Raw genomic sequence first — 14,721 nt, forward strand, 5'->3', positions numbered from 1 at the left:
AGGGAACAGGGAACAGGGAACCGTTTAATCACCCAATTACCAATGACCAATTACCAATGACCAATTACCAATGACCAATTACTAATTACCAATTACCAATCTAAAATCCAAAATCTAAAATCTAAAATCCTATGAGTGAATTGTTAGAACACAGCGTCCAAGTAGAAGTAGAAATTCCCATAGAACTAGCATGGGAATTGTGGTCTGACTTAGAGCAAATGCCTAAATGGATGAAATGGATTGATTCGGTGACAATTTCTCCAGATAACCCAGAAATTTCCCTGTGGAAACTAAGTACAGGAGGGTTAGAATTTGCTTGGAAATCCCGAATTACTAAAATGATTCCTAATCAAATTATTCAATGGGAATCGGTTGATGGTTTACCAAATCAAGGGGCTATTCGGTTTTATGATCGTCATGAGATGAGTGTTGTGAAAATGACAGTTTCCTATGCTATTCCTGGATTAATTGGTAAACTTATGGATAACTTATTTTTAGGAAAAGTGGTAGAATCCACAATCCAAGCAGATTTGGAAAGGTTTAAAGAATATGCCTTGAATGTGAAAACCAATTAAGTGTAAAATTGAACGTCAAAAAAATTCATTCTCCCCAAACCATCACTCACTCTCTGCGCCTCTGCGTGAAACAAATTCTTAATCAGTTCATCCCATTTGACTCTTGCTAAACTAGGCAAAACCACATCAGCATCCCCTACCCTCTCCTCTGGTCCCAAGCCTACCACCCACATATTTGCTGCTTTAGCGGCTGTAATACCTACGGCTGCATCTTCAAAAACCACACATTCATCTGGGGGAATTCCTAACTGGTTGGCGGCATTAAGAAATAAATCTGGTGCTGGTTTGACAGCTTGGACAGTATCACCATCAGTAACAACATCTACTCTATCACCAATTCCCAATTTTTCAATCACCATGCGGGCATTTTTACTAGCAGAACCAATGGCGATTTTGATCCCAGCTTCATGCAATTCAGCCAACAAAGCCACAGCCCCTGGTAATAAATCTGCGGGTGTAATATTATGAATTAGTTCTACATAATAATTATTTTTCCGAGCCATCATTTCCTGAATTTGCACTTCTGAATATTCTCTATTACCAATAATCAACATCAGAGAAGCGTGACGAGATACACCCCGCAAGGATTCATTAATTTCTCGATTAAAAAATAAACCTTCCTCATTAGCTAACTTTTGCCAAGCTTGGTAATGATATTCTGCGGTATCAGTCAATACGCCATCTAAATCAAAAATCACGCCCCGGATGTTAGTTTTTCCTGCCTTTGGTAATTCCTGACGCAAATCAAACTCGTGCCATTTACCATGCCACTGTAACTTAAATTTTAGCCTTGTCCAAGTTGGGGGTAAGTGAGGATGGGCGACTGGGACATTTTCCCGAAATTGAATACCACCGAAACCGAATACTACAGCTTGCCAAATGCCTCCAGCACTAGCGCCATGTATCCCATCTTGGGTATTTCCGCGTTTATCTTCTAAATCTACCATTGCCGCTTGCATAAAGCATTCGTAAGCCTCCTGTGATTTGCCCAAATCTGCGGCTAAAATGGCGTGAATGGCAGGTCCCAAGGAAGAACCATAACTAATATCTGTGCGGGGGGCGTAATAGTCCCAATTTATCTGTAATGCTGACTGATTGTAGGGAAAATCACCAGATTCTCGCATCAAATACAGAAGCATTAATACATCTGGTTGTTTAATTACTTGTCCTTGATTGGTTTTTTCCATCCCCAAAATAATTTGGATGGATTTTTCTCGTGGTTCACAAGCGGCTAAGTTAATATCATCTAGTTGAAAAAATCCCTCACATTGCTCAATTAGTAAGGTTTCTGGGTTGTGAATAATGAGAATTTTAGCGATAATTTCTCGCCAATGTGTGAGGACTTCGGAGGTGATTTGTAATTTTTGCTCAAGTTTTATAGCTACTTCTGGGAAAGTGGAATGTAACCAATTATAGATGAATAAAGATTTTTCTAAATGCCATTGAACCATCCGATTTGTAAAACAATTGTTATGGACTGATTCGTGATATTCGTCTGCACCAATAACTCCACGAATTTCATAACATTCTAATTGGGGATTAAATTCAACTCGACTACTCCAGAAAATGGCGGTATCTAAAATAATTTCCGCACCATAATCTCGCATCCACTCATTATCTTCTGTCACTTGCCAATAATACCAAGTGGCGTAAGCAATATCCGCACTAATATGAACTTCTCGATCACGACACCATATACGGATATCCTCGGCATAAAAGTCACTTCGTAGTGACCAGCGCGGTGTGGCTTCATCTCCAGTTACCGCACTTTCCCAAGCAAACATCGCCCCCTGATACCCATAATGGGCGGCTTTACGTCGCGCTCCTGGTAAAGTATGATAACGGTAACTGAGTAAATTACGGGCTAAATTTGGTTGGGTAAAGGTAAAAAATGGCAGAATAAAAATCTCTGTATCCCAAAAAATATGACCGTGATAACCAAAGCCGGATAGGGTTTTTGCTGGTATACTAACTTGATGATTATTTCTAGGTGCAGCAATTAGTAACTGAAACAGATTGTAACGCACTGCAAAAGCCGCTGTAATATCCCCTTCAATAATAATATCACTTTGTTGCCAAACTGTGTCCCAGGCTTGGGCATTGGCATCAATTAAGGTTATGTAATCTGGTAAACTTACGAGTTTTTCTTTAGCGGCTGCAACTGGTTCTGCAACTTCATTAGATGTAAAAATACTCACAATCTTTACTATAGTAATCGTCTGTTGAATTTGACCTATCACAGTTGCATTCAGGCTAGGATAACCAGGAGTGGTATTAATTTGGAAGTCTGTGTTAGTTCCCGAAATATTTATTTTTGCCGCTATACCGACATCTATGCGGCTATTACGAGTGCGACTATGCAACCAGAATCCTTGTGTAGTTTTACCTTGATCTAATCCTTCCCAGTGATTGAATCCTTGATTTTCTGAATAGCTGTTTACACTTGCTTGAATTTCAATTAAACCATCAAAATTTACTGGTGTTAGTTGGCAACTTTGTCCTACTATATGTTGATCAGCTAAACTAGCAAAGCGTTCAAAATGGATATCTATAACTTTGCCATTGGGACTACACCAACGTAAGCAACGACTGAGAATGCCATGATGTAAGTCTAGTTTACGGTGATATTTTAAGGTTTTACCTTGATCAAGGCGAAAGCGTTCTCCCTCAATTATAAATGTTAATGGAAGCCAATCTGGACAGTTAACGAGTTCGGTGTAAACTACGGGAACATCATCGTAAACACCGTTAATAAATGTCGCTGATAATGCACGGGGATAGCCTTCTTCAAATGTTCCTCTTGTGCCTAAATAGCCATTACCTATGGTGAAAATGGTTTCTCGGCTGTGCAAATATTCGGGATTAAACTGGGTTTCAGTTAATACCCAGTCTGTATAGCTAAGGTTACGAAAATGGTCTTTTTTATCCATGATTTTGGATTAGTTATTTTTGTTTTTTTTATATTTAAAACTTACGTAGGTTGGGTTGAGGCACGTTCACGAAGTGTGGCGAAGTCATAACCCAACAAACTCCTGTAAATGAAACTCAACAAACTCCTGTAAATTAAATCCAACAAACTCCTGTAAGAGGGTGTTTGAAAAGTTATGGTTGATGTATCAAATATTTTTTACCCCACCCTAACCCTCCCCTTGTAAAGGGGAGGGAACTGGATTTTTATTGTTTCCCCCCTTTACAAGGGGGGACTAAGGGGGGTAGCAATGTGATGAAAATTACGGAATAACACTTTTCAAACATCCTCTAAATGAAACTCAACAAATTCCTGTAAATGTTGGGTTTCACTTCGTTCTACCCAACCTACAATTTTTTACAATTTTTTACAATTTTCTACAATTTTTATTTTTGCTGATGAATGTGTTCTGATAAAATCTTGTCGGCGATAGGTTTATAAAGGAGATGAAATAAACTTTCCATATAACGATCTCTAGCTTCGTTATCTTCGGGATAAACGAAGTTCCAAAAACTAAACATTTTGGCTAATAACAATAGTTGATTTGTGTGAGAATTCCAGTTATATTTATGGCGAATGCGCTCAATCATCCATTGAGAATTTTCTAGCCAATATTCTGGATAATTATGGCATTTTTCTAAGAAGTTAGTAATTGTTTTGGCTGTTCCTTCTAGGTCTGTGGGATTGAGATTAAATCCTTTATTGTGATTTTCAATAATTTCTAATGAACCACCAAATTGAGTTGTAAAAGTTGGTAATCCAGAAATCATTGCTTCTAAAACACTTCTGCTAAAGGATTCATAAAGGGCAAAGTGAATATAAATTCCTTGAAAATCGGCAATTACACGATAGGTTTCCGCGATATCGCTTAAAGGAAGACGCATTCCTAACCAGCGAATTTTATGGTGAAGATGATATTGATGAATAATTGCGTGAATTTTTTCTATTTCTTGAACTTCTTCTGGGTTTGTTCCTGAATCTGGATGCAGTTTACTGGTTAATAAAATTAGGTTACATTGTTCTTGTAATTCTTGACTTTTACCGAAACATTCAATTAAACCTGTGAGATTTTTGATTGAGGTAATAGGACTAACAGAAAATATCGGTCTTTTATGAGGATGTTCTAATTTACCGAGAATTTGTGGGTGTTCTGTCTGAAAAATCAGATTTTGGATATGTTGACGACGGTGGGATTCTCTATTGGTTGTTTCGTTGTAGGGAAAAAATATATTTTCACTAACTCCTGGGGGAACCATGTTGAATTTAGGACTAAATAAATCAATGCCATCAATTACATGATATAAGTTGGGCATGGTGAAACATTTATAAGATTCATATTGTCCCATTGTATCTGGTGTACCGACAATCTCCTGATAGGACGATGTGATGATAAAGTCTGCGGCATTCATGCTGATTAAATCAGCGGTAAATTGGGCAGAAAAATGATATTTTGATTCTAAATCTTGCCAATATAAGTTACTAAATAGAAACTTAGGTTTTTCTAGGGAATGGGCAATATTACATTGGGTAACTTTCATTTTTCGGGAGAGAATAAAAGCGACTAAGTTACCATCACTGTAATTACCAATAATTAGATTTGGCTTGCCTTGAAATTGTTTTAAAAGTTCTGTTTCGGCAGCCAGAGCAAATTTTTCTAAGTAAGGCCAAATTTCAAATTTAGAAATCCAGTTGTTGGTAATTTCTGGTTGAGATTCTACAAAAGGAACGCGCAAAATCCAAGCATTTTCTGTACCATCAACTTTTTCTAATGGTAAGTTACAAAATGTGCCTTCGCAATTGGGAATCAGTCGGGTTAATATAATGATATGGGGTTTAATTCCTAATGTATCTAAACCTGCAAGTTCAATTTCTGCTCGCATTTTGTTTTCTAAACTGCGGGCTTGTTCTAAAACATAAATAACCTGTCCTAATGTTTCATCTCTTCCTAAAACATCTTCTTGTGCAACCCAACCATGGATGGAAATGAGGACGACGCGGAAAACTGCACAAATGCGAGAAACAAAGGTTTCTAAAATAGCAGCTTCGGGATTATCCATGAGTTTTTCGAGAAGTTCTAAAGTTTCTCTAACTCTGGCTGCATTGTTACCCCAACCTGGTTCTAAGCCGAGTGATTGGAGATGAAAACCAAATTTTATGTATGGTGTATCGGGGGATAAGTGACTAACAAATTCTAAAGCTAGTTTGATTTGTTTGGTTAGTTGTAATCCTGAATGAATGTGATTACTAATTAATAGGCTGATGCCATTATATTCTAATCTTTGTAGTGATTGAAATAATGCGTCAATCCAATATTCAGGATCTGTCAATGATTGATTACAAAAATAATGATTGAGAACGGTTAAACCTTGTCCGATATTTCGAGAATCACTAATTTTTGGTGCTGCTGGGTAAAAGGGATGAAGATCAATTTCTAAAATGTGGGGTTGGTAACGGTTGACTAAGCGATCGCTCACATCTAATAATGCTTTGGGTGTCATTAAGTCAAACTTGGTCAAATCAGCGGTTAATAACCATACTTCTTGACTCGCAATTTTTGGTCTAAGGACAAACCAAGTATTTTCACTATCCAGAATTATTTCATGGGTGTACTGAATAAATGTTCCTAGTGAGGAAGAGTGATAAAAATAAGCAGGTTTTTGGAATTGGTGACAATAATCTGCAAAGGCTTGTAAAATCTCGTTTCTTAAAAAGTAACGTTTATGATTATTACCTAATCCTAAGATAAACTCACCCAAAGCATTTTTTTCATCACTGTTAATAATAGTTTGCGCTAATTTATACATTTTATATTACCAAACTCTAGCGAAAGTCAGAATTATTGATATGCTGTGCCAAGTTAATTGTAAATAAGTTACTCAATCATTTACTTCTAACTAAAGGATGAACCCTAACATCATCTTATAGATAAGTAGGTTAGCATTGAAAATTGTCGTTTTGGGAAGGCAAGAGGCACTCATGCAAGAGGCAAGAGTGAAGAAGCTTTGGGCGATTTTACTTTTCTTTACACACTTTGGTTTTATTGTGTTCACCTACTTAGAGAAATATCTATTCGTTACAGCATATAGGAATCTGGTTTGATTTCTGATAGCGTTCACGTAGTGTGCCGAAGGCATAGCGTGGCGTTAGCCATATTTTCCTACGTAGGAAGGCAAGAGGATTCGAGAATATAAAGGTGTACTGAGTTCCGTTCAAAAATCAAATAGGAGTCCTATACTTCTGAAGTATATTAATTACCATTTTGTAAATCTTACTTGTGACACTTCTTTAAGAGTCCATTAAAATAAGAATTAAATATTACATATACAAATATTACTCAATTCAGCAAAACCTGAATACTCATATCCTCAACGAATTTTGTAGGTTGAGTATGTCGTGATGAGGTGTAACTAATCTAGCCAAAAAATTAAAAATGAATTTGTGTTCTTATGCCAGATTTAATTTTGTAAATATCCCTTGTGCCACTATTTGAATAGTCATACACGCTAAATCAATTTTGATTTAATGCTTTGTAAATACTGCTTGTGACAGTATTCAGATAGTCATGCAACACTGAAGTACATTTTACCTACAGTTTTGTAAATACCCCTTGTGACAGTATTTAAATAGTCATTTAATTCGTAATTTGTAACCGATATTTTCTGTAGTATTTATATAAACAAAGTGCCAATTTGGCTCACTAGCCACGGGAAACATAGTATTCTGCATATAATAGTGTCACAAGGAGTATTTACAAAACCATAGACAGGAAATATCTCAATGTTGTATGACTATTTAAATAGTGTCATAATACGAATATCTGTATTTCCTATTTTTTACCAAATAATCAACCTGGGCATACAATGCTAGAAATTTACCTGTATTTTTACTAACACAAGGGTAATGTGTTCAGTAATTTTTTCAATTTATACACTCAAAAATTACAGGATTTAATCTATTTAGAGACTTCCAAGAAATAAATTATCCTAAGAAACGAACCACAGAGGCACAGAGTACACAGAGAGAGAATTTCTGCATCAGTTTTGGGACATTTTTTTATTTGGAAGTCTCTTAGATTACAAATTGCCAATGAGATATCACTAATTGAATGGATAGCACTGCTCACTAAACCTCACAGAAAATTAATAAAATTCTCCTATAACCACAAATAACATTGATATTTAATCGGTAAGTTATCGCTATACTCGAATTTAGATATCGAAGTTATTCACCAAGAGAATTAAATCCTGTGCATATCATCTGTATATATTGCTGTGATTGCCCAAATATCCCCTTGATTTCTCCCTATTATTCGGAATTTAGGAGATCAAAAGTCAGGACTTAAAAGGCTTGTCAAATCAGGAGTAGAACTCCTAAACTTGACTATAAAAGTCTGATTAGTTTGGACTAAAAAGATTGTCTGTTCTGAATATTTACGAATTATTAACTTTCAATCCTACAAGATTAGATCAGGGTTAGTTATGAACTATCAAGCTTCTTCTGCTCAGAACGATTTTCATAGTGCCATCACTCCCGAACAGTTCAATCATATCATTGAAGCTATTGCTGATGGACGGTATTCTTGGGCTTGTGTGCTGATTTTACGTTGTATTGATTACAATCCAATTCACTATATCCCTCAACGGACTTACAGCCGATTAATTAAAGAAAACCGTCAAGGTTCTGGAACAGCTAGTAAACCAAAAGCAGATATTTGAGTCTTTTGTGAATAGTCATATTTACAAAGATTCATGTCAATTACTAAGAGGATGTTTGAAAAGTATCAGAATTAATCGAGATCCCCCCAACCCCCCTTACAAAGGGGGGCTAAATTCCTCAAAGTCCCCCTTTTTAAGGGGGATTTAGGGGGATCTGCGGGTGTCAGATCCCACACGAAAAAGTTTTCAAACAACCTCTAAGCCAAAAGGTAGAGTAACTCAGCAGAAAGTTATTCCCTAAAACTAATAAGAGACTTCCAAGAAATAAATTATCCTAAGAAACGAACCACAGAGGCACAGAGTACACAGAGAGAGAATTTCTGCATCAGTTTTGGGACATTTTTTTATTTGGAAGTCTCTAATTTTAATTTGGAATATGAAGATGAAAACCTTTGCAACTATAGATGGTAATGAAGCTGTGGCTAAAGTCGTTTACCAATTAAACGAAGTTATTGCCATTTACCCAATTACACCATCTTCACCGATGGCGGAATGGTCTGATACTTGGATGAGTGAGGGAAAACCGAACATTTGGGGAACTGTTCCTGCGGTGGTGCAGTTGCAGAGTGAAGGGGGGGTTGCAGGCGCTGTACATGGGGCTTTACAAACTGGTTCACTGACAACAACCTTTACAGCATCTCAGGGGTTAATGTTGATGCTACCAAATATGTACAAAATTGCCGGTGAACTTACACCTACAGTATTTCATATTGCGGCGCGATCGCTTGCAGCCCAGGCTTTATCCATTTTTGGAGATCATAGTGATGTCATGGCTGCAAGAACTACTGGTTTTGCCATGTTATGCGCTGCTTCTGTGCAAGAAGCCCACGATTTTGCCCTAATTTCCACAAAAGCAACTTTATTATCTCGCATACCTTACTTACACTTTTTTGATGGGTTTCGCACTTCCCACGAAGTCAATAAAATAGAAATATTAACAACTGAAGACTTACAAAAATTTATTCCCATAGAGTTAGTAATTGCCCATCGTTCACGGGCTTTAACACCTGATCATCCGGTATTACGAGGAACAGCCCAAAACCCTGATGTTTATTTTCAAGCTAGGGAAACAGTAAACTCTTTTTATCTCGCTTGTCCAGATATTAGCCAACAGGTAATGGATGAATTTGCCGCAATGACAGGGAGACAATATCAACTATTTGATTATCATGGACATCCAGCAGCAGAAAAAATAATTATTCTCATGGGTTCTGGTTGTGAAACAGTTCATGAAACCGTAGATTATCTCAATCAACAAGGTGAAAAAGTGGGAGTTATCAAAGTTAGATTATATCGTCCCTTTGATACCCAAAGATTTATTAATTCTCTGCCCAAAACAACCCGAATAATTGCCGTTTTAGATAGAACGAAAGAACCAGGGGCAATTGGTGAACCTTTATATATAGATGTAGTTACAGCTTTGGCAGAAAACCAAATTCACAAAATTAAAGTTGTGGGGGGAAGATATGGTTTATCATCTAAAGAATTTACACCAGCAATGGTAAAAGCAGTATTTGATAATTTGGATTTAGAAACACCAAAAAATAATTTTACTGTGGGGATTAATGATGATGTTACCCATACCAGTTTAGCATATAATCCCGAATTTAATATTGAAGCTGACAATATAGTTAGGGCAATTTTTTATGGGTTAGGTGCAGATGGTACAGTGGGGGCAAATAAAAACTCAATTAAAATTATTGGGGAAGAAACAGATAATTATGCCCAAGGTTATTTTGTTTACGATTCTAAAAAGTCTGGTTCTGTGACAGTCTCTCATTTGCGCTTTGGTTCTGAACCAATTCATTCTACTTATTTAATTACTAAAGCTAATTTTGTCGCTTGTCACCAATGGGACTTTGTAGAAAAATTCCCGATATTAAAAGATATTATTCCTGGTGGGACATTCTTATTAAATTCACATTATCACAAAGATGAAGTTTGGGATAAATTACCTTTGACAATGCAAACAGAGATAATTAACAAAAATCTCAAATTCTATGTCATTAATGCCTATAAAGTCGCCCGTGAAGCGGGAATGGGTGGACATATTAACACAGTTATGCAGGTTTGTTTCTTTGCTGTTTCTGGTGTTTTACCAAGGGAAGAAGCTATAGATCAAATTAAAAAATCTATCTGTAAAGCCTACAGTAAAAAAGGCGAAGAAATCGTACAAATGAATATTCAAGCCGTTGATAAAACCTTGGAAAATCTCTATGAAATTACAGCTAAAGAACTGTCACCTGTCACCTGTCACCTGTCACCTATTCTCAATAATGCACCTGCATTTGTCCGTGATGTATTAGGGAAAATGATAGTCCGTGAAGGTGATGATTTACCTGTAAGTGCATTACCTGTAGATGGTACATATCCCACAGGAACATCTAAATGGGAAAAACGCAATATTGCTGAAGAAATTCCGGTGTGGGATGCTGACGTTTGTATTCAATGTGGTAAATGTGTGATGGTGTGTCCCCATAGTGTCATTCGCGCTAAAGTATATGCACCAGAAGAATTAGAAAATGCCCCCGCAACTTTTAAAAGTGCCAATGCAAAAGAACATGATTGGCATGATTTAAAGTTTACTATTCAAGTAGCAGCAGAAGATTGTACAGGTTGCGGTATTTGTGTTGATGTTTGTCCCGCCAAAAATAAAGCCGAACCGCGCAAAAAAGCCATTAATATGGCAGCGCAAAAACCACTGCGAGAACAAGAACGAGAAAACTGGGATTTCTTCTTAAATCTCCCTAACCCAGATAGACGGAATTTAAAGTTAAATCATATTAATCAACAACAGATGCAAGAACCATTATTTGAGTTTTCTGGTGCTTGTGCTGGATGTGGAGAAACACCTTATATTAAACTTGTAACACAATTATTTGGCGATCGCATGATCGTTGCCAACGCCACCGGTTGTTCCTCTATCTATGGTGGTAACTTACCCACCACACCTTGGACAAAAAACGCCGCAGGTAGGGGTCCAGCATGGTCTAACAGTCTATTTGAAGATAACGCCGAATTTGGCTTAGGTTTCCGGGTTTCCATAGACAAACAAGCCGAATTTGCCGCTTATTTACTCCAACAACTTGCACCCCACATAGGTGAAACCTTAGTCTCAGAAATCCTCAACGCTGAACAAAAAGACGAATCCGATATTTACTCTCAACGAGAACGAATTGCTATTCTCAAAGGAAAATTAAAAGAAATTATCACCGCAGATGAACACAGATTAAAGCAGATGAAAGAGGATTCTATCAGCGTTTATCTGCGTTTATCTGCGTTCAAAAATCTTCAATCCCTCGTTGATTATTTAGTGAAAAAAAGCGTTTGGATCATTGGTGGTGACGGTTGGGCTTATGATATTGGTTATGGTGGATTAGATCATGTAATCGCTAGTGGACGCAACGTTAATATTCTCGTCTTAGACACAGAAGTTTACTCTAATACTGGCGGTCAAATGTCCAAATCTACCCCTAAAGGTGCAGTGGCAAAATTCGCAGCAGGTGGTAAACCTACAACCAAGAAAGACTTAGGTTTAATCGCTATGACCTACGGTAATGTTTATGTTGCTAGTGTAGCAATGGGCGCAAAAGATGAACAAACCCTGAAAACTTTCTTAGAAGCCGAAGCTTACGAAGGTCCATCATTAATTATTGCCTACAGTCATTGTATTGCTCACGGTATCAACATGAGTACAGCCATGCAAAATCAAAAAGCTGCTGTAGACTCTGGACGCTGGTTATTATATCGCTATCACCCCGACCGCATTAAACAGGGAGAAAACCCCTTACAACTCGATTCTCGCACCCCTCACATACCAATAGAAAATTCCATGTACATGGAAAACCGTTTCAAAATGTTAACCAAAATTAACTCAGAAACAGCAAAAGAACTCCTCAAAGAAGCCCAACTCGATGTTAACACCCGTTGGCAAATGTACCAATATTTAGCCGCCAGAAAATTACAATAAAGCTAAATTACGAGTCATACCGTTTCTTTGTGAAAATGCGCCAAATTTTTTGAGATTTTCTGTCTCTGTGTCCTCTGTGCCTCTGTGGTTCATTTATCTTAATTGAATTAATATCAGGAGTCAGGAGACAGAAAGAAAAAATTACCCATTACCAAATTTATGAACTTAACTACCACATATTTAGGTTTAGAATTAAAATCTCCCCTAATTCCCTCCGCGTCTCCACTTTCCGAAGACATTGATAATATTAAATTAATGGAAGATGCAGGTGCAGGTGCTGTTGTTATGCACTCGCTATTTGAAGAACAATTAAACTTAGAAAAATCCGCACTTTATCATCATTTAAGCCATGGTACAGAAAGTTTTGCAGAAGCTTTAACTTACTTCCCAAATATCGCTAAATTCCGAGTCGGACCAGAAGAATATTTAGACCATATTCGCAAAGCTAAAGAAAAAGTGGATATTCCCATTATTGCTAGTTTGAATGGTTGTTCCGTCGGTGGTTGGACTAAATATGGTAAACTCATGCAAGAAGCAGGAGCATCAGCACTAGAATTAAATATTTACTATGTTCCCACTAACCCAGATTTAAGTAGTCATGATATCGAGCAAAATTATCTTGATATTCTCACATCTGTTAAAGCCGCCGTTACTATTCCTGTAGCCGTAAAACTCAGTCCTTACTTTACTAATACTGCGAATATTGCTAAACGTTTAGATCATGCCGGGGCTGATGGATTAGTATTATTTAATCGGTTTTATCAACCAGATATTAATTTAGAAAATTTAGAAGTCGAACCTCATGTACTTTTAAGTACCCCCCAAGCCATGCGTTTACCCCTGCGCTGGATAGCCATTCTCTATGGTCATATTCAGGGTAGTTTGGCTGCAACTAGCGGTATTCATAATGCCTATGATGTGATCAAAATGTTAATGGTGGGAGCAAATATAACTATGTTGTGTTCTGTATTATTACGAGAGGGAATTAACCATATTCAGTGTTTAGAAAAAGACCTACGGGAATGGATGAAAATACATGAATATGAATCTGTCAAGCAAATGCAAGGTACTATGAGCCAGTTAAAATGTCCTAATCCTAGTGCTTTTGAACGCGCTCAATATATGAAAGCTTTGCAAACCTATAACCCGGATTCGGGTAGAGTTTATACACCATCTTAGTCCTGACTCCTGACTGGGCGCAGACCCTGCGCCCCTACTTATGAAAAAACGTATCGGTATTCTTACAAGTGGTGGTGATTGTCCTGGGCTAAATTGTGTGATTCGCGCGGCTGTGAGTCATGCCACACGGACTTATGATTGGCAGGTAGTGGGTATCCCTTACGCCACCCAAGGGTTGCTAGAACGGAAAACAGTGCCGTTAAGTATACATGGTTGGGATTTACGCGGTATTGACCCTTTGCTAAATATGGGGGGAACGGTTTTAGGTAGTATTAATAAAGGAGATACTTTAGCTCATGCTGATGAAATATTAGCCGGCTATGAAGCGATCGCTTTAGATGCTTTAATTATTGTCGGTGGAGATGGTAGTTTAGATATTATTCATCAACTATCAGTTTTAGGTAATTGGAATTTAATTGCTATCCCCAAAACCATTGATCATGATGTCGCCTTTACAGAACGTGCAATCGGCTTTGATACGGCAGTTAATACCATTGTTGATGCCATTAACCGGCTCATATTTACTGCTGCTAGTCATGACCGGGTAATGATTATCGAAGTTATGGGACGCAGTGCTGGACACTTGGCTTTACACTCAGGAATTGCCGGCGGCGCTGATGTGATTTTAATTCCCGAAGTCCCCTATACTATTCAAGGAATATGTAATCATCTGACCGAATTACGCGAACAGTGGCAAAAAAAATTCGCCATTATAGTTGTTGCTGAAGGTATATCTGTTTGTACAGAAGATGCCAATAATCCTTCTACTTGCACAACTGCTAAATGTGGTCAAGGTCAATATATTGCCGAAAAAATTGCCAGTTGTAGTCATCACCTGATTGATACCAGAGTTTCTGTATTAGGACATATTCAGCGCGGTGGTATCCCCTCAGCTTTAGACCGTCTCACAGCTACCATGTTTGGTAAAGTTGCCATTGATTTAATTGCCCAAAATCAATATGATCAAATGTTAGCTTGGCAAAATGGAAAGGTTGTCACTTTCCCCATTCAAGCCGTGATAGATAATAATCCCTCTCTTGTTAATCCTCAAGGTGATTTAGTCCAAACCGCTCGGTCTTTAGGTATATATATTGGTGAATAAGTTGACAGGTAATAGGTGACAGGTGACAGGTAATAGGTGACAGGTGACAGGTGACAGGTGACAGGTAACAGGTAATGGGTAATGGGTAATGGGTAATAGGTAATAGAAAGATAAATAATCTCCCCAACCCCCCCCACTCCCCCACTCCCCCAACCCCCCCCACTCCCCCAACTCCCCCAACCCCCCCCACTCCCCCAACTCCCCCCACTCCC

Annotated in this window: 7 protein-coding genes; 5 read left to right on the plus strand and 2 right to left on the minus strand. The window is 37.8% G+C overall.

Features of this window, described 5'->3' with window-relative positions:
- Window positions 1–131 precede the first annotated feature (131 nt).
- Complete coding sequence (locus FJR37_RS17545; protein WP_039201249.1) at window positions 132–575, plus strand: SRPBCC family protein; 444 nt, start codon at window positions 132–134, stop codon at window positions 573–575.
- Here the strand turns inward: FJR37_RS17545 and pgmB are convergent.
- Together pgmB and FJR37_RS17555 are read right to left on the minus strand one after the other, a co-directional pair.
- Window positions 572–3,505, minus strand: a complete 2,934-nt coding sequence (pgmB, locus tag FJR37_RS17550; RefSeq protein ID WP_254434599.1) for a beta-phosphoglucomutase — start codon at window positions 3,503–3,505, stop codon at window positions 572–574. The genes FJR37_RS17545 and pgmB overlap by 4 nt on opposite strands.
- 424 nt (window positions 3,506–3,929) lie before the next feature.
- The gene (locus FJR37_RS17555; RefSeq protein WP_039200362.1) at window positions 3,930–6,347 is read right to left on the minus strand and encodes a sucrose synthase; all 2,418 of its coding nucleotides are present in this window, start codon (window positions 6,345–6,347) and stop codon (window positions 3,930–3,932) included.
- Between the two features lie 1,674 nt (window positions 6,348–8,021).
- On the opposite strand from FJR37_RS17555, the gene FJR37_RS17560 reads away from it, so the two are divergent.
- The 4 genes from FJR37_RS17560 (at window position 8,022) to FJR37_RS17575 (ending at window position 14,509) form a co-directional block, all read left to right on the plus strand.
- Window positions 8,022–8,258 carry a HetP family heterocyst commitment protein gene (locus FJR37_RS17560; protein WP_039200363.1) on the plus strand — a complete coding sequence of 79 codons (237 nt, stop codon included), beginning with the start codon at window positions 8,022–8,024 and terminating at the stop codon, window positions 8,256–8,258.
- 376 nt (window positions 8,259–8,634) lie between these two features.
- Entirely contained in the window at window positions 8,635–12,228 is a 3,594-nt protein-coding gene (gene nifJ / locus FJR37_RS17565) for a pyruvate:ferredoxin (flavodoxin) oxidoreductase (protein WP_168466660.1), read from the plus strand.
- Window positions 12,229–12,387: 159 nt separating this feature from the next.
- On the plus strand, window positions 12,388–13,407 hold the full coding sequence (locus FJR37_RS17570; protein ID WP_039200364.1) for a dihydroorotate dehydrogenase-like protein: 1,020 nt from the start codon (window positions 12,388–12,390) through the stop codon (window positions 13,405–13,407).
- A gap of 40 nt (window positions 13,408–13,447) precedes the next feature.
- Window positions 13,448–14,509: an ATP-dependent 6-phosphofructokinase gene (locus tag FJR37_RS17575; protein ID WP_168466661.1), complete on the plus strand. Its 1,062-nt coding sequence runs from the start codon at window positions 13,448–13,450 to the stop codon at window positions 14,507–14,509.
- Window positions 14,510–14,721 lie beyond the last annotated feature (212 nt).

Origin of the sequence: Aphanizomenon sp. UHCC 0183, assembly GCF_009712065.1 — a bacterium.
GTDB classification, from domain to species: Bacteria; Cyanobacteriota; Cyanobacteriia; order Cyanobacteriales; family Nostocaceae; genus Dolichospermum; species Dolichospermum heterosporum.